This window comes from Serratia liquefaciens ATCC 27592, assembly GCF_000422085.1.
In the GTDB taxonomy this organism is placed as follows: Bacteria; Pseudomonadota; Gammaproteobacteria; order Enterobacterales; family Enterobacteriaceae; genus Serratia; species Serratia liquefaciens.
The window spans coordinates 2,693,470-2,711,072 of sequence record NC_021741.1 but is presented as its reverse complement, the minus strand read 5'-3'; the positions used below and the strand labels follow the sequence as shown (position 1 = coordinate 2,711,072).

At 55.1% G+C, this 17,603-nt stretch carries 16 protein-coding genes; 3 read left to right on the top strand and 13 right to left on the bottom strand.

Going from position 1 to position 17,603, the window contains the following annotated elements; translation table 11 throughout:
* Positions 1–33: 33 nt before the first annotated feature.
* On the bottom strand, positions 34–756 hold the full coding sequence (gene folM, locus M495_RS12640) for a dihydromonapterin reductase (RefSeq protein WP_020827059.1): 723 nt from the start codon (positions 754–756) through the stop codon (positions 34–36).
* Positions 757–882: 126 nt separating this feature from the next.
* Between folM and M495_RS12635 the strand changes: the two genes are divergently transcribed.
* A complete protein-coding gene (locus M495_RS12635) occupies positions 883–1,299 on the top strand; it encodes a hypothetical protein (RefSeq protein ID WP_020827058.1) in 417 nt (138 codons plus the stop codon).
* 28 nt (positions 1,300–1,327) lie between these two features.
* On the opposite strand, the gene M495_RS12630 is transcribed toward M495_RS12635, so the two are convergent.
* A complete protein-coding gene (locus tag M495_RS12630) occupies positions 1,328–2,719 on the bottom strand; it encodes an amino acid permease (RefSeq protein WP_020827057.1) in 1,392 nt (463 codons plus the stop codon).
* A 245-nt stretch (positions 2,720–2,964) separates the two neighbouring features.
* Complete coding sequence (ydgH, locus tag M495_RS12625) at positions 2,965–3,915, bottom strand: DUF1471 family protein YdgH (RefSeq protein WP_020827055.1); 951 nt, start codon at positions 3,913–3,915, stop codon at positions 2,965–2,967.
* Between the two features lie 539 nt (positions 3,916–4,454).
* Between ydgH and pntA the strand changes: the two genes are divergently transcribed.
* Both pntA and pntB read left to right on the top strand, forming a co-directional pair.
* Positions 4,455–5,984, top strand: a complete 1,530-nt coding sequence (gene pntA / locus M495_RS12615; RefSeq protein WP_020827053.1) for a Re/Si-specific NAD(P)(+) transhydrogenase subunit alpha — start codon at positions 4,455–4,457, stop codon at positions 5,982–5,984.
* Positions 5,985–5,994: 10 nt separating this feature from the next.
* Positions 5,995–7,389 carry a Re/Si-specific NAD(P)(+) transhydrogenase subunit beta gene (pntB, locus tag M495_RS12610; protein ID WP_041414583.1) on the top strand — a complete coding sequence of 465 codons (1,395 nt, stop codon included), beginning with the start codon at positions 5,995–5,997 and terminating at the stop codon, positions 7,387–7,389.
* A gap of 53 nt (positions 7,390–7,442) precedes the next feature.
* Here pntB and uspE read toward each other — a convergent pair whose 3' ends face one another.
* The 10 genes from uspE to M495_RS12560 all read right to left on the bottom strand — a co-directional run bounded on the left by uspE (position 7,443) and on the right by M495_RS12560 (position 17,595).
* The gene (gene uspE / locus M495_RS12605; RefSeq protein WP_020827051.1) at positions 7,443–8,405 is read right to left on the bottom strand and encodes a universal stress protein UspE; all 963 of its coding nucleotides are present in this window, start codon (positions 8,403–8,405) and stop codon (positions 7,443–7,445) included.
* A gap of 127 nt (positions 8,406–8,532) precedes the next feature.
* Positions 8,533–9,297 carry an FNR family transcription factor gene (locus M495_RS12600; RefSeq protein ID WP_012145310.1) on the bottom strand — a complete coding sequence of 255 codons (765 nt, stop codon included), beginning with the start codon at positions 9,295–9,297 and terminating at the stop codon, positions 8,533–8,535.
* Positions 9,298–9,719: 422 nt separating this feature from the next.
* Entirely contained in the window at positions 9,720–10,244 is a 525-nt protein-coding gene (gene ogt, locus M495_RS12595; protein ID WP_020827050.1) for a methylated-DNA--[protein]-cysteine S-methyltransferase, read from the bottom strand.
* A 211-nt stretch (positions 10,245–10,455) separates the two neighbouring features.
* Positions 10,456–10,767, bottom strand: a complete 312-nt coding sequence (locus tag M495_RS12590; RefSeq protein ID WP_020827049.1) for a hypothetical protein — start codon at positions 10,765–10,767, stop codon at positions 10,456–10,458.
* Between the two features lie 326 nt (positions 10,768–11,093).
* On the bottom strand, positions 11,094–11,948 hold the full coding sequence (locus tag M495_RS12585) for a tagatose bisphosphate family class II aldolase (RefSeq protein WP_020827048.1): 855 nt from the start codon (positions 11,946–11,948) through the stop codon (positions 11,094–11,096).
* A 9-nt stretch (positions 11,949–11,957) separates the two neighbouring features.
* Complete coding sequence (locus M495_RS12580) at positions 11,958–13,124, bottom strand: SIS domain-containing protein (protein ID WP_020827047.1); 1,167 nt, start codon at positions 13,122–13,124, stop codon at positions 11,958–11,960.
* A gap of 25 nt (positions 13,125–13,149) precedes the next feature.
* Positions 13,150–13,920 (bottom strand): transcriptional repressor AgaR, encoded by a 771-nt coding sequence (gene agaR, locus M495_RS12575; protein WP_020827046.1) that lies wholly within the window; start codon positions 13,918–13,920, stop codon positions 13,150–13,152.
* Between the two features lie 332 nt (positions 13,921–14,252).
* Positions 14,253–15,161 carry an ROK family protein gene (locus M495_RS12570; protein WP_020827045.1) on the bottom strand — a complete coding sequence of 303 codons (909 nt, stop codon included), beginning with the start codon at positions 15,159–15,161 and terminating at the stop codon, positions 14,253–14,255.
* 18 nt (positions 15,162–15,179) lie between these two features.
* Positions 15,180–16,463, bottom strand: coding sequence for a Gfo/Idh/MocA family protein (locus M495_RS12565; RefSeq protein WP_020827044.1), 1,284 nt, complete (start codon positions 16,461–16,463; stop codon positions 15,180–15,182).
* 19 nt (positions 16,464–16,482) lie between these two features.
* Positions 16,483–17,595: an ABC transporter ATP-binding protein gene (locus tag M495_RS12560; RefSeq protein ID WP_020827043.1), complete on the bottom strand. Its 1,113-nt coding sequence runs from the start codon at positions 17,593–17,595 to the stop codon at positions 16,483–16,485.
* Positions 17,596–17,603: the final 8 nt, after the last annotated feature.

Below are 17,603 nucleotides of genomic sequence, written 5' to 3'. Positions count from 1 at the left end.
CGGGGCACCGCGATAAGCCATGCAGATCATGCGCTAACGCAGGGGTCTTCCGCCATCCACGCCATGGGTTCGGCCGGTGACGTAACGACTGTCCAGCAAGTAGTTCACCAGGTTGACCACTTCACTTTCGCCGGGGGCGATTTTCATCAGCGATTTTGCCAACGCCTGCTGACGATAATGCTCGTCGTCGCCCGGGTTAAAGATAATCAGCGCAGGCGCGATGGCGTTGACCTTGACCTCCGGTGCCAGCTTGCGGGCAAACGAGCGGGTCATATTGTCCAGGGCGGCTTTACTGGCGGCATAGGCAATGTGTTTGTCGCTGCCTTTTTCCACCACATAATCTGTCAGGTGAATGATATCAGCCCCGGCTTGACCCTGACCCAGCAGGCAGGGCTCAAGCAGCTGATTCAGCAGGTAGGGGGTATAAACGTGAATTTGCAGCATCGCCGCCATCACCTGCTCCGGTGGCACCTCTGGGGATTCGGCCAGCCAGGCGCTGGCGTTGTGGATCACCGCGCGCAGTTTTGGGGCTGTTTGGCGCACCTGTTCGGCAAAACTGTAAATGCCCTCATGGGTGGAAAAATCCCCTTGAATACAGGTAGCGCCCAGTCTTTTCAGCTCGCTCAGCGCCGGATAAGTGCTGCGATAGGCAATGATCACCGGGATATCGCGCTGTAAGAATGACCTGGCCAGGGCCAGTCCAATCCGACGTGCGCCGCCGGTGATCAGGACCGGTGCAGAGTTGTGAAGTTCCATTGATTAAAGCTCCTGGACAGACTGGCAAACAATAGGGGAATTATGCCATTATACGGCGGAAATTCGTTAAAGCTTCGCATCGATTATCCATTTCAGGATGTAATACACTGGCAATGAGAGGAAGGGATGAACAGTAGTCACCTTGCACCCGTCGCCCGCAGTGAGAAAATCTGTTTTGATTACATGGATTTTCTGTCCGCATCGTGCAAGAAGCACTGGCGCTTTGTAGATGCAATCTATGGTGTGATGCCGTTTTTTGGCATGGTATTGAAATCGCAGGCTTCCGCATCACAAACGCGGAAAGAGCAGTTGAAGGCGTTGGCGCTGCAGGTGGTTTCCACCCAGGTCAGCGACGAAACCAACATTGTGCGTCTGATCGATCTGGCGCAGCAGCAGGGGCTGGCAGTGTTCGACATTAAACTACCGTATGCGCTCGATAAGCAGCAGTTGGCAGCCATCCAACAAGAGTGCGTTGAGGGAGTGATTATCTCTCAGGTGGGTGAACGCATGAGCATCAGTCTGGGTCTGTCCCAATCTAACTGACCGGGTGTTTCCACCCGGCCGTTTTTCACTACTGCAACATAAACCAGCCGGCCGGTACCGTGGCCACCAGCAACAGAAAAATACTGCCTTTCTCCAGCTGATTCAGCAATTTGACATCACCATGTCCGCGCCTTGCATAGATAAACACCAACAGCCCAGGCGCATACAGCAGCACCGACATCAGCAGATGCATCAAGCCTGACGCATAGAGCAGCCAAATGCCATACAGGCAAGCGCCCGTCGCAGCAAACATCAGCCGCTTGTCCTGACGACGGATCGCCACCTTAAACAGGAAGGCGCCGACCAGGAAATAGGGCACCAGGATCATTTCCGAAGCGATAGTCAGCAACGAGTTGTAGTTGCTGCCGGTCAGCCAGATCAGCACCAGAGCGAACTGTACCGCGAGGTTGGTCAGCCACAGCGAAGCCGAAGGCGCGTGGTTCTTGTTCTGCTTGCTGAATATTTTGGGAAACGCGCCGTGTTGCGCCGCCAGCAGCGGCACTTCGGCAGCCATGATCGTCCAGCTCAGGTAAGCGCCGCAGACCGAGACGATCAGTCCGGCGGCGATAATCACATCACCCCATGGCCCAATAAGATCGACCATCAACACTGCCATCGACGGATTGCGCATCTCCGCCAATTCGCTGCGCGGTACCACGCCCAATGAGAGCAGCGTTACCAGTAGATAAACCGCCAGTGCGGAAACCACGGCCAGCATAGTGGCGCGGCCCACATCTTTTTTATGGCGTGCACGGGCCGAAACCACCACTGCGCCTTCCACACCGATAAACACCCACAGGGTGATCAGCATGGTATTTTTAACCTGTTCCCACACCGGTTTGCCAAGCGCGACGCCGTGGAAATCCAGCGTGAATACGTCCATTTTGAAGGCAACCGCCGCCAAGACGGCAAACATCCCTAGCGGCAACAGTTTGGCCAGGGTGGCGACCAAATTAATGCTGGCCGCGGTTTGCACGCCGCGCAGTACCAGCGCATGCACAATCCACAGCAGCAGCGACTCAGCCAGCAGCGCCTGCCAGGTATTGCCGTCACCTAAAATGACATCGCCGCCGCGATCGGTGAACAAACTTAGCGCGGCAAACACGATCACCAGGTAAGAAACATTGGCGATAACGGCGCACAGCCAATACCCCCAGGCGGAGCAGAAACCCACCAGTTCGCCGAAGCCTTCTTTCGCGTAGGTGAAAATACCGCCGTCCAGATCGGGCCTCAGGCGTGTGAGCAACAGCATGGCAAAAGCCAGAAACAGGATGCCGACACCGGTAATCGCCCAACCCAATAGCAAGGCGGCCGGACTGGCGACTTGCGCCATGTTTTGCGGCAGGCTGAAAACCCCAGCGCCCAGCATTGAGCTGAGCACCAATGCGGTTAACGCGGTAAGACCTAGTTTCTTTTCCAATGACGGATCCTGAACACAGAATAAACAACTGGGAGGGAACTGCTCGGCAGTAACAACGTAATGGTAATTACTGAACAAATAGACAATAGCCCTAAAAATTCGCGCAAATTCTACGGATGGATCTCTGCGGATGCAATGATTGAATATGCGATTTTTGCAAAAAATTATTCAACTGGCGGGCGACAGGCGGGGCAAAAAAAACGGGCAGCTCAATGGCTGCCCGATGGTAAACCGCAAAGTGAAACTTATTTGAACAGGTCAGCGCTGACGGTCAGGTTGCCGCCGCTCTTGTTCTGCCACTGACGGGTTACGTGATAGTACTTGGCGCCTTTCTCAGCCGCGCGTTTCGCCACTTCGGTAGAAACGTCGGTCATGCTGTTGAAGTGGCCGGTAAAGGTCACTGAGTCAAACGGCACCATCTGCGCGGCGGTCACGTTGTTTACTTCTTGAATCTTGGTGCCGTTAGGCAACGTGACAGTATAACGCTTACCGGTTGAAGACTGGGTTTCGAAGAAACGGCCTACGTCACGGCTTGGTGAGCCTGAAGAGGCTACGCCAGGGATTTCCACATTGGCAGCAGCAGCGCCACCGGCAGCCAGAGCGGCCTTACCGGCTTCAGAGTCGGCCGGGATGGCATCCGGGTTCTGAACGGTACGTTTAGGTGCATCGGCTTTATAGATGTAGGCGGTAATGAACTGGTTGCCGCCCTGGTTGGCATCAACCTGACGTACGATAAAGAAGGAGGCTGCGCCTTTCTTTTTCGCTTCTTTGGTGATGGCATCGTTGATGTCCGGCTGGCTGCGGTAGAAACCGCTGACGCTTACGGTATCGTAAGGCTCCAGCAGGAAGGCTTGTTCTTTCGGCAGCTCAGTAACGCCGTTAATCACGCGGTATTTCGGTTGTTTGCTCACTTCCGGCGCATCTTTGTGGTAAAGATCGGCGGTGACACGCCAGTTGCCGCCGTTGTTGCTGTTGTTGCTGTCCTGGATGTAGAAAGCGTCTGCACCCAGCTTGTCTGCACGGCGGGAAATGGCATCAGCAGCTTCATTGATGGCATTAAAGCGGCCGGTAATCGTGATGCGATCAAACGGCTTCAGCGCCGCTGCTTTTTCAGGAGTTAACTCTTGCGCCGCATGAGCGGACAGCGCAGTGAGTGATAACAAGGCTGACGCGATGATCGTGTTCTTCAGCTTCATAAAAAATCCTTTCGCCTAGCGCATTAACGTTTATAACGTGCTGAACTGTTTAGGTGTAATTCAGCCGCCGATTATTACATGTAATCTCGAGCAGTGTCTCAGCATTTTATGTCATCTCATGAGACAAATTCCCGGAAGAATGATGTCCGTCATTCTGAGCAGCATCACCATAAGTTTCAATAATAAAGCCTTTGATGTCATAAGTGTTAATTATTCACAATTTTATAACTTTTATGCGTGCCAGCCGCGTCGCGCCAGATATCCGCGCACCGGGTGCTATCGCAATCTGGCCGCTAAAGCGCCATTCCAACGGGCTTTTTAACTTTAAATTGCGATTTGTCATGTCGTTAGCTGGGTTTTTATGTAAAAACAGACCTGAATGCGTAAGCAATTATGGATCATCGATCATATTTTCAGTAGGTTATAGATGGTGCCTTAATTCGATGCCGACAAGCGTAAGCAAAGGCCTGTCAGCCGGCGCCATCGCTATGGGCAGGACGATAATAAACATCATCAAAGACAGGTGAGAAGGGAACATTATGCGTATTGGTGTACCAAGAGAACGGTTGGCCAATGAAGCCCGGGTCGCAGCAACGCCGAAAACGGTGGAACAACTGCTGAAGCTGGGCTTTACCGTCGCGATTGAAAGCGGGGCGGGTAAACTGGCAAGTTTTGACGATGGCGCGTATCAAGCCGCTGGGGCTGAGATCGCCGACACTGCCGATGTCTGGCAGTCGGATCTGATTTTGAAAGTTAACGCGCCGCTTGAGGACGAGATCGCGTTAATGCGTGAGGGCAGCACTCTGGTCAGCTTTATCTGGCCGGCGCAAAACCCTGAACTGATTGCGAAGCTGGCCGAACGCAACGTCACCGCGATGGCGATGGACTCGGTGCCGCGCATCTCACGCGCACAGTCTATGGACGCGCTGAGTTCTATGGCGAATATCGCCGGCTACCGGGCGATTGTTGAAGCCGCGCATGAGTTTGGCCGTTTCTTTACCGGTCAGATCACCGCTGCGGGCAAGGTTCCACCGGCCAAGGTGATGATCATCGGTGCCGGCGTCGCGGGTTTGGCAGCCATCGGTGCTGCCGGCAGCCTGGGAGCCATTGTTCGCGCCTTCGACACGCGCCCTGAAGTTAAAGAGCAGGTGCAGAGCATGGGCGCGGAATTCCTCGAGTTGGATTTCGAGGAAGAAGCGGGCAGCGGCGACGGCTACGCCAAAGTGATGTCCGAAGCCTTTATCAAAGCTGAGATGGCGCTGTTCGCTGCTCAGGCGGCGGAGGTTGACATTATCGTCACCACGGCGCTGATCCCGGGCAAACCGGCACCGAAGCTGATTACCAAAGAAATGGTGGCTTCGATGAAACCGGGCAGCGTGATCGTCGATCTGGCCGCACAAAACGGGGGTAACTGCGAGCTGACCGTGGCCGACCGCGTGACCGTTACCGATAACGGCGTGAAAATCATTGGCTATACCGATCTGCCAAGCCGTTTGCCGACTCAATCCTCGCAGCTTTACGGTACCAACCTGGTTAACCTGCTGAAGCTGCTGTCGAAAGAGAAAAATGGCGAAATTGACGTCGACTTCGACGACACCGTGATCCGCGGCGTGACCGTGGTGCGCAGTGGCGAAGTCACCTGGCCGGCACCGCCAATCCAGGTTTCTGCCCAACCGAAACAGGCGCAGGCGGCGGCCCCGGTCGCCAAGCCGGAGGCAAAACCGGTATCACCTTGGCTGAAATATGGCCTGATGGCGTTGGCGATTATTCTGTTTGGTTGGTTGGCCGACGCCGCGCCGAAAGAGTTCCTGTCTCACTTTACTGTGTTTGCGCTGGCCTGCGTGGTGGGTTACTACGTGGTGTGGAACGTCAGCCATGCATTGCATACCCCGTTGATGTCGGTCACCAATGCGATCTCAGGGATTATCGTGGTCGGTGCGTTATTGCAGATTGGCCACGGCGGTTGGGTGAGTTTCCTCTCCTTCATCGCCGTGCTGATCGCCAGCATCAACATTTTTGGTGGATTCACCGTCACTCAGCGCATGCTGAAGATGTTCCGCAAGAACTAAGGGGTAGCACATGTCTGGAGGATTAGTTACAGCTGCATACATTGTTGCCGCTATTTTGTTTATCTGCAGCCTGGCGGGTTTATCGCGCCATGAAACGTCCAAGCGGGGCAATCTATTTGGTATCGCAGGGATGGCGATTGCGCTGATCGCCACCATTCTCGGGCCGGATTCCGGCAACGTGGGCTGGATCATCATCGCGATGATTATCGGCGGTTCTATTGGGGTCTATCTGGCGAAGAAGGTCGAAATGACCGAAATGCCAGAGCTGGTGGCGGTACTGCACAGCTTTGTCGGCCTGGCGGCGGTACTTGTGGGCTTAAACAGCTATCTGGATCACGGTGCGCCGATGGAGCCGGTGATGGAAAATATCCATCTGACCGAAGTGTTCCTCGGTATCTTTATCGGTGCGGTGACCTTCACAGGTTCGATTGTCGCCTTTGGTAAACTGCGCGGTATCATCTCGTCCAAACCTTTGGCGCTGCCAAATCGCCATAAAATGAATCTGGCGGCCCTGGTCGTCTCCTTCCTGCTGCTGGTGGTGTTCGTTCGTGCCGACAGCGTGGGCTGGCAGGCAGTGGCATTGGTGCTGATGACCGCTATCGCGTTGGCGTTTGGCTGGCATCTGGTGGCTTCCATCGGCGGGGCAGATATGCCGGTGGTGGTGTCGATGCTCAACTCCTATTCGGGCTGGGCAGCGGCAGCGGCGGGCTTCATGCTGAGCAACGATCTGCTGATCGTGACCGGGGCACTGGTAGGCTCTTCGGGTGCCATCCTGTCTTACATTATGTGTAAGGCGATGAACCGGTCGTTTATCAGCGTAATCGCCGGCGGCTTCGGTACCGACGGTTCTTCGACCGGTAATGCGGAAGAAATGGGTGAGTATCGCGAAACGACCGCGGAAGAAGTTGCCGAGCAGTTGAAAAACTCAACTTCGGTGATCATCACCCCAGGCTATGGCATGGCGGTCGCTCAGGCGCAGTATCCGGTGGCGGAAATCACCGAGAAACTGCGCGCGCGTGGCATTAAAGTACGTTTCGGTATTCACCCGGTTGCCGGGCGTTTGCCTGGCCACATGAACGTACTGCTGGCTGAAGCCAAGGTGCCTTACGACGTGGTGTTGGAAATGGATGAAATCAACGAAGATTTCCCTGATACCGACACCGTACTGGTGATTGGCGCTAACGATACGGTGAACCCTGCCGCGCTGGAAGATCCGCGTAGCCCGATCGCCGGCATGCCGGTACTGGAAGTGTGGAAGGCGCAGAATGTGATCGCCTTCAAGCGTTCGATGAACACCGGTTACGCCGGCGTCCAGAACCCGCTGTTCTTCAAGGAGAACACCCAGATGCTGTTTGGTGATGCCAAAGAGAGTGTGGAAGCGATTCTGCGTGCGTTACAGGCGTAACGCGCAGGCAAATAAAAACGGGCCCTTGGGCCCGTTTTTTTATGCGTCAAACATCAGTCTTCGTCGTCGTGCTCATCATCTTCGTCAACTTCGATCGGACAGTTGAAGTTTTCTGGCTTAATCACCAGCAGGTCACATTTCAGATGGTCGATCACATGTTCGGCGGTATTGCCGATAAACGCCGCCGAGATGCCGGTACGGCCCAAGGTACCCAATACCACGACGCCCGCCTGCAGGTGCTCAGCCAGGTCGGGGATTACCTCTTCCGGCAGGCCTTTTTCGACATGGGTGAATTCTTCGTTAATGCCGAATTTCTGTCTTAACGCCTTCATGGCAATCAGATGCTGTCCGCGGATGGCATCGTTGTAAACGCTGGGGTCAAAATCAGGCAGTTCAATGGCGATATTGATGGGGGTGACGGGGTAAGCGCCGACCAGATGCACTTCCGTTTGGTTGACGTTATGCGCCAACTCAACGGTCTCCTGCACCAGTTTGATGTTCAAGGGATCGTGATAGGGTTCTTCACTGGCCAGGTTAACCGCAACCACCGCTTTACTGCCTTCAGGCCAGGGCTGATCTTTGACCATCCACACCGGGCACGGGCATTTGCGTAACAGATGCCAATCGGTTGGGGTGAAAATGACGGATTCAAGACGGTCGTGTTGGTGCGCCATTTTCAGCAGCAGATCGTGCTTACCGGCGATCACTTCCTGAATAATCGCCTCATAAGGGCGGTTATGCCAGACCACTTTGATTTCAATGGGCACGCCTTCGTCGAGATAAAAACGACATTGCTCGGTGATCCAAGCGGCGCGTTGACTGATAACGCCTTGCCGCATTGCCGTTCTTTCGTCCGGCGAGAGCAGGGTCGTCATCTCGTAAGAGAAGTCATAAATAGGCAGGAAGGCCTTAATGCGCCCGCCATTGCGTTTTATCAGGTATACCGCCCGGCGCAGCGCCGGCTGGTCGTCCTGATTGGGGTCAATAGCCACCAGAAGATTCTGATACTTCGCCATAGGGCCTCCTTACAGCTGAAAATCAACAGTCTGTCAATTTACAGAGTAACCCAACATTGAAAAACAGAACAGCGGCAGAGGTGTGCTGGGTCAATAATTCTGTCGAATGATTAACCCAGCATAGGGATCAGGCGTTTACGGTGACGTTAATGCGTGGCGTGCCGGCCAGCACAGACAGGGCATCGACGTTTTCGATGGTGATGTATTTGCCTTTAACGCTGAGAATTTCGCTTTTCTGGAAGCGGCCCAGCAGGCGACTGATGGTTTCAACCGTCAGGCCGAGATAGTTGCCGATATCGCCGCGGGTCATGGTCAGGCGGAACTCGCGCGGTGAGAAACCCCGCTCCGCAAAGCGGCGCGACAGGTTGTAGACGAATGCAGCCAGACGCTCTTCGGCATTCTTTTTCGACAACAGCAGGATCATGTCCTGGTCACCTTTAATCTCGCCGCTCATCAGACGCATGATCTGTTGGCGCAGATTAGGCATTTTACCGGACAGGTCATCCAGCGTTTCGAATGGGATTTCGCATACCATCGAGGTTTCCAACGCCTGAGCGAAGCTTGGATGCTTCAGACCGCCGATAGCATCAAAACCGACCAGATCGCCCGCCAGATGGAAGCCGGTGATTTGCTCGTCACCCTGTTCGGTAATGGTATAACTCTTGATGGTCCCGGAGCGGATAGCGTACAGCGATTTCAGTTCATCGCCGGCCTTGAACAGGGTCTGGCCCTTCTGGATAGGCTTTTTCCTTTCGATAATGTTGTCGAGCTGGTCCAACTCGTGCGCATTAAGAGTAAAAGGAATACACAGCTGGCTGATACTGCAATCCTGACAATGGATCGCACAACCACCAGACTGGATACGACGAATCACGCGTTTTTCCGGGATCATAGATTACGCTCATTCAATAATTGATATGCGTCAATTTTAACATCTTTTCCGGCAGGTGATAAGGGTAGCATTAATAAGAACGGGGGCATTCTGTGCGAATATTAAGCAGGCTTGCAGCCGATTGTTCTGTAGCTGGCTGAAATATTTCGATTTATTTGCTAGTTACGCCAAGGGACGGTCGACGCGCTTGGTTCTCCGTATCCGCAAGAAATGCGGGGTAGCGCAGCGTATTTTTCAGTAAGCAGCATTTAACCCTGCCTTTTGAGCGCCTTTTTGCGGGTTGAGACCAATTTTTATACACATTGTTACGGTTACACCTCTGAGGATGTACAGCCTGCATCAACTATACCGCCGGACTACGTTCCTCATTAATAAGCCACCGGAATAGCCCATAGTGAGCTGCGCTATTCCGGTGGGTTGAATTAAAGCAGATCGTTTTGCAGGTAGCCTTCGTGTTTCAACAGCCACTGTTTGCGCTGAACGCCACCGGCATAGCCGGTCAATGCGCCCTGTGAGCCAATCACCCGATGGCAGGGCACCACGATGCTGATGGGGTTGGAGCCGTTGGCCATCCCCACCGCACGGGACGCCGTTGGGCGTCCAATACGCTTAGCCAGTTCGCCGTAGGTGATGATCTCGCCGCACGGGATCTGGCGCAGTTGCTGCCAGACAGTGCGCTGGAACTCAGTGCCGGCCGTCATGACCGGCAGATCGTTGATCACATCCAGTTCACCGGAAAAATAGCGCTGCATGGCATCGGTCAGGCCACCGGGGTTAGCCTTGTCCACCAGTTGAAAACGATCGGCTCGGTAATGGGTATTCAGCAGCTTCATCAGGCGGGTTTCGTGTTCCGTCCAATCGATAGCGCGCAAGCGGTCCTGCTCATCGGCAATCAACACCAGTTCACCCACCGGCGTCGCCATACGATCAATAAAAAAAGTCTGCATTTTGATCACTCCTCTCGTTTGATGGGCAGATTATTGCACGAAACCAGGCGGGACGATGGCGGATTCCGGACATGAAGATGGGCAACCTCAGGTTGCCCATACTGACGGCTGAAAAATGAGTGGGGTTCAAATAGGCTTATTTATAAAATAAATTTATAATATATCAATAATGTTTATCACCCCAAGCAGGGTTAACAATAAAATGCCTCCATTATTTATAGCTGATGGTGATATTTTTCAACCGGTCGTTATTATTGATTATCTCGGTGGTCACGTTGGAAACTAATTCTGGTGGCATATTGTTCAATGAGGTAGTGATAGGGCGTTGACCCTGAGCCGATACCAAACCTGAACAGCGAGAAATGATTTCTTCATTTCTATGTTGGATAGTACAGGCCGGTGAGGTGATCTCGCCGATAAAGCGTATAGTACCGGAAGCCACGTGGTGACTGGTTCGTTGAGCCGCCTGCAGGGTTGCGGGTAGCAGGGCCAATAGCATCAATGCCATGAGTGAATGGTTCATTATTAATTCCTTTTTAAAAATGAAACAGGAAAATAAAACAGTCCAATTAAACAAAAATCAATCAGGCAAATTGATGATCGCCAAAAATCGAATTAGTCGCGCCCTCCTTGTAGAATGGTTTATATACTATTCTTAATATTTAGTCTTGATGGATTTGATAATAGGGAGGGGGGGCTGGCAAAACCATGATTTAGATCATAGTGAAGTCGGCTTAATGAATGACGAGGGAGTATGGCGGTTTTACTGTGAAGCGCATCACGTTAAAAAATGCGGAGTGGCCGCAGTTGAAACTGAAACTACGGCCAAGCGTGGTGATTTATGCTGAGTTACAGCATGCCGCTGCTGCCGCAGATACGGATTTTCTCTGCCACCACTTCTTTCATCGCCAGCTTGCCGGGCACGATGTATTTACGCGGATCGTTGGCATCGGGATGTTGTGAAAAATAGCTTTTCACCGCGTCGGCAAAAGCGATTTTTAGCTCAGTGGCGACGTTGACCTTGCACACCCCTAGAGAAATGGCGCGTTTCACCATGGCTTCTGGAATACCGGATGCGCCGTGCAGTACCAGTGGAATGTCGACCTGCTCGCGGATTAGCGCCAGGCGGTCGAAGTCCAGCTTGGGTTCGCCGTGGTACAGCCCGTGAGCCGATCCGATGGCTACCGCCAGCGAATCGATGCCGGTAGCGGTGACAAACTCGCGCGCGGCGGCCGGATCGGTGAAGAAGCTGTCGGTGGAGTCGACAATCAGGTCATCCTCCTGGCCCCCGAGGCGGCCCAACTCTGCCTCAACGCTGGCACCGTAGCGGTGGCACAATGCGACGGCCTCAGCCACTTTGGCGATGTTCTGTTCGAACGGCAGATGTGAGCCGTCGATCATCACCGAACGAATGCCGCTTTTGACCTTGTATTCGATATCGTCCATCTCTTCGTGATGGTCCAGATGCAGCGCTAACGGCAGATCGTAACGGCGTGCGGCCGCCTGGCAGATACCGATCAAATAGTCGGTGCCGGCATAGCTGAAGGTGCCGGGCGTGCCGGCCATGATCACCGGCGAGCGCAATTCGGCGGCGGTCTCCGCCACCACCTGCACGGTTTCCAGATTATGGACGTTGAACGCCGGTACGGCATAACCCTGGCGTTGTGCTTTTTGCAGCATTTCCCGGTTGGATATCAGGTACATAGAGATTCCTTACGCCACAGAAGACGGATAACGGTAAATGGTGACGCCTTTAACCACCCGGTTAACTTCACCGGTCGGGCATGGGTTGTCCGGCGTCATGCCAAGCGCCAGCGAGCTTTCAAAGGCCAGCATTTGGGTGAATAACAGGTAAGGGAACAGCAGCCAGACGTCGTCTTCGGCGTGGTGCAGGTTCAGCATCATGTCCGATACCGGCTGCGCACTGCCGGTCAAGCCGACCATCTGCATCGCCAGACCATCGCGATGCAGTTCGTTCCACAAATCGCGATCGTATTGGCGGGCGTAGTCACCGCTGGAGAACATCAGAAGCACCAGCGTTTGGTCATCGACCATAAATTTGGGCCCATGGCGCAGGCCAAGCGGTGAGTCGTAGCGGGTGACAATCTGCCCGGCGGTCAGTTCCAGCATTTTCAACGAAGCCTCTTCCGCCAGCCCGGTGAAACAACTGCCGCCCAGCGTGATGTAGCGTCGAAAACCGCTGGCTGCGAACGCTTTTACCTGCGGTTGCAGCGTTTCACGCAGTTCGCGGCAGCGCGCCACCATGGTCGCGAGTGGGCGTTGGGCCTCGGAAAGGGAGTGTGGCCCGAGCAACAGCGCGGCGGACAGCATCATGCAGCTGAAACTGGAAGTCATGGCGAAGCTTTGATCGTTGGAGCCTTGCGGCATCACTAACGAACAGACGTTCTCGCGCTGATGGGCATAGTGCGCCAATTGGCTGTCCGGGTTACAAACCAGCATCAGGTGATAACTTTCCGGCAGCAGTTGGTCGGCCAGTTCGACTGTCGCGACACTTTCCGGGCTGTTGCCGGAACGGGCAAAAGAAACCAGCAGCGTTGGGCGCGTCAGATCCAGATATTGGTGTGGGTTGGCGACGATATCGGTGGTGCCATAGGCCACCACGTCACGACCGGTTTTTTCACGCAGCCAGGGGGCTAACGCGCGGCCGGCGAAGGCCGAGCTGCCCGCACCGCACAGCACAATCTGCAGGCGAGGATTGGCCAACAGCGGTGCCAGAAAAGGTTGCCACAAGGCTTGTTGCTCCTGCAGCTGTCGGTGCAGGGCGTCCCATAAATCAGGCTGTTGCCAGATCTCACGTGCGGTATGCAGCGCATGCCGTTGTTCCAGCCAGCCCGCATCGTAAGCAAAATAACCGTTCATGTTGAAAACTCCTTGAAAGCCTCGGTTAACGGTCGGCGATAATCACGTCGACACCTAAATGGTTCAGCGCATGCAGGTAGTTTTCCGGGATGCGGCTGTCGGTGACCAAACGCTGGATTTGGCCAATTTCACGGATCATGCAAAAGCTGGTGCGACCGAATTTGCTGGCGTCTGCAACGGCTATCACTTCGCGCGCTACGTCGCACATCGCGCGGTTGAGCTGCGCTTCACCAGGATCTGGCGTGGTGATGCCGCTGAGCAGGTCAAAACCGTCGACGCCGAGAAACAGCTTGTCGAAACGAAATTGCCGCATATGCTGCTCCGCCGCCGGGCCATACAGCGACCAGGATTTGCGCCGTACGCTGCCGCCCACCACCATCAGATCAACCTGTTCGTTGTTGGCCAGTTCGAACGCGATGTTTAGCGCATTGGTCATCACCACCAGGTCTTTCTTGCCGACCAGTTGCTGCGCCATCTGGCTGGTGGTGGAGCCGGAGTCGAGAATGATGGCATCACCGTTGTTGACCAATTCCGCCGCGGCGCAGGCAATGGTGTATTTCACGTCGCGATTGATGCGGCCCTTGTCTTGCAGCGGGCGGTCGAAGGCAAACTGTTTATTGAGCATTGCGCCGCCGTAAGCGCGCACCGCACAGCCGCTTTTTTCCAGCTGGCGCAAATCGCTGCGGATGGTGACGCTGGAAACAGAAAACTGGGCGCTGAGTTGCTCGACGCGCACCGAGCCTTCGCGACAAAGCTGGTCGATAATTAATTCCCGTCGTTTTACGGTATTTATCATTAACGCGTGACTCCCGATTTAGCTGTAGTCATACCCCGCCGCGGCGCAATGCGTCGCAGCTAATCTGACAGGAGTGCTTTCAGTTGTTCGTGGCAAATTACAGCAAACGAAACAATGAAATGCAACCGATAAATTTATAAAAATCTATATGTATCAACTGGTTATATTTGTTTTTGCTTTCGATTGGTGATCAACCGAAAGCGGCCGAAAAATAAAGTGAAAAGCGGTAATTCGTTATTTATCAGGCGGCAACTCACCGCCTGGGGTAATTTGTCGAAAGCAGGATGAAAGCCACGACATTCATTTATTCCCGTCTGGCGTTTCACTGTTTTTTATTGCCAGCTTTGGCGTAATAATGCGGCCCCTCGTACGCCGCTGCTGTCACCGTGCACTGGCGGATAGACTGCCGCCGGTTCGGTACCCGGCAACAGCCAGGCGCTCATGGCCGGCGGTAGCAGGGCGTACAGCTCCCCGACGTTCGACAGTCCGCCGCCGAGCACAAAGGCGTCAACGTCCAGCAGCAATTGCAGCCCTGCCAGGGCGCTGGCCAGAATATCGACGTACATCCCTATCAGCCGCTGTGCCAGCGGATCTCCGTGCCGGTAATGGGCGATCAGCGCCGGTACGCTGTCGGCGCGATGGCCGAAATGACGGCTTAGGGCCAGCAGACCGCTGCCGGAAACGTAGCGTTCAAAACAACCGGTCAGGCCGCAATTGCAGGTAAACAACGGTAAATCGTAACGCTGCGCCAACTGAGCAGAGATCGGCGTATGGCCCCATTCACCGGCCAGCCCGTTACGGCCCTTGTGCAATTGCTTGTTCATCACCAGCCCGCCGCCGGCACCGGTGCCGATAATGGCGCCGAAGACCAGCGCCAGATGCTCGGTTTGCGGCGTGCTGGCCTCGGAAAGGGCGAAGCAGCGACAGTCGTTTTCAATTTCAACCGGCCGCGCCAGTTCATGGGCCAAATCGTCCGCCAGGCAGTGCCCGGTGAGGCAGGGGACGTTAACCGCCAACTGCTTACGGCTGCGGGGATCGGTCACGCCCGGCAAGCCGATGCCGATGCTGCCCTGGGTGTGCAGCTCGCGATCGGCATGATCGACCAATTGCTGGATACAGGACAAAAATGCGCGGTAATCGCCGGTAGGCGTGCTCACCCGTTGGCACAGCACCTGCCGCAATTGGCGATCGTAGGCCGCCATTTCAATCTTGGTGCCGCCGATGTCGAAACCGTAACGCATCTGTGATATTTCCACGTTTCAGGCTCCACTCAGGGTAATTACCGCAGATTCTCGGCGTGCGCGTTCCGCAGCGAAGACCATCAGATGGCTTTCCAGCGTTTCCGCCGGTCCGGACAGCACCTGCGACGGATCGTTAGTGCGGATCGCGTCAATGAAATGCTGCATCAGGTAGTAGTCGCCGCCGCCGTGGCCGGACATGGCATGCAGATCGTCGGCTTCTTCGACGTCGTACACTTTTTCACTGTCGTCAACGAACGAAGTGATACGGATATAGCGACCGTCGCCCTCGAGACAGCCGTGGCTGCCGAAAATACGGGTTTTGCGATCTTCCAGTCGGGTAAAGGCGGTCATGGTGAAGGAGGCGGTGCGGCCACCGGCAAACTGCATATTGACCACCTGGTGATCGACCACGTTATTGTCGCAGCGGTAGACGCAGCGGCCATACTGACCGTCGCGCAGCGCCGCCTGCAGGTGTGATTGGCTGACCTCGGGCGTTAATACGCGCAGGAAGCCCGGCGTGGCCTTGTGATCGTCGCCAAGGTAAATACGCTTGGCGGAGTAAGGACAGCTGGCTTCCACGGCGCAGTCAAGGCAGTTGTCAGCCGCACCGGCAGGCTGGTTCTCCTGGCGAAAATGGCGTAAACCGCCGAACGAACTGATCTGTTCGCAGGGCAGTTCCATGATGTAACGGATCCAGTCAATGTCGTGACAGGACTTCTGCAGCAGCATAAAGGCGGCTTCATTGTCGTTGCGCCAGTTGCCGCGAACAAAGGAGTGTGCCTGATGCCAGTAGCCTACCGGTTCCAGATGCTGCAGGCTGACGATGTCGCCAATCACGTTATCGCGCAGCAGTTGCTTGAGTTTTTGGGTGTAGCGCGTGTAGCGCAGTACGTGGCCGACCGAGAAAATCAGCTTTTGACGTACCACCTCTTCAACGATGGTGCGACACTCGCTGGCTACCGGCGAAAGCGGTTTTTCCAACAGCATGGCATAACCCTGCTTGGCAAAGGCCAGCGCCGGTTCCAGGTGCAGGGTGTCCTGGGTGCAGATCAGCACCGCATCGGCCAGTTTTCCGGCGTCGGCGGCCTGTTGCCAGTCGGTGAACACCTTATCCGCCGAAATACCGTGCTGTTCGACGAACTGCTGCCGATAAACATCACGCGGTTCGGCTACCGCGACTACCTGCATTAAATCCGGATGCGCCAACGCGTAGCGCGAGTAAATTTCACCGCGTGCCCCGGCGCCAATCACCAGAACCTGAACCGGGCGACCGGCAAAACCATTTTGTTTAGCTGACGACATTGCTCGTTCTCCGATCTTGTTATTTGAGGTTTTGGCCGCTGATTTCATCAAACAGGTGCGCACGGGTCAGATCGAAAGCCAGATGGATCTGTTCTCCCAGACGTGGTTCCCAGTCTGGTTGCGACGCCATACGCAGCACAAAGCGCAGTTCAGCCAGTTCACAGTGCAGCAACTCTTCGTTGCCCATGCGTTCGATGGTGACAATCTTCGCCGGGAAGCAGTTGCTGCTGCCGGGCGCACACAGCCGCAGAGACTCCGGACGGATGCCCAGACACACACGCGGGTGCGGATAACTTTCCAGCTGTTGTTGCAGCGCCGGCGGCAGTTCGAGCGGATATTCATTGCCGATGCGCAGCCCAATACCCTGTGCGCTACGAGTCACCGCCATGTCGTGCAGGTTCATCGACGGGCTGCCGATAAACTCGGCGACGAAGCGGTTAGCGGGCTGGTGGTACAGGTTAATGGGTTTATCCACCTGCATAATGGTGCCACGGTTCATCACGCAGATGCGGTCGCCCATGGTCATCGCCTCCACCTGATCGTGGGTGACGTACACCATGGTGGCGGCGGCGCCTTCCTGTTTCAGTTGGTTATGAAGTTCGATCAGTTGGACGCGCATTGAGACGCGCAGCTTGGCGTCCAGATTGGAAAGCGGCTCGTCGAACAGAAACACCTTGGGTTTGCGCACGATGGCGCGGCCGACCGCCACGCGCTGGCACTGTCCGCCGGACAGCTGACCCGGTTTGCGCTGCAGCAGGTTGGTGATCTCCAGCTTTTCGGCGGCATCACGCACCCGACGGTCAATTTCGGCTTTGCTTTCCTTGCCGATCAGGCCGAACGCCATGTTCTTGTAGACCGTCATGTGCGGGTAAAGCGCATAGTTCTGGAACACCATGGCGATGCCGCGATCTTTTGGCATGGTGTCGTTGACGCAGCGATCGTGGATCAGGATCTGGCCTTCGCTGACGCTCTCCAGCCCGGCGATCATGCGCAGCAGGGTAGATTTGGCGCAGCCGGACGGCCCGACGAAGACCATAAACTCGCCGTCTTTAATGTCCAGATCGACCCCGTGCAGCGCATTGAAACCGTTGGGGTATACCTTCTTCACATTGTTTAACTGAATACCGGCCATGTTATTTA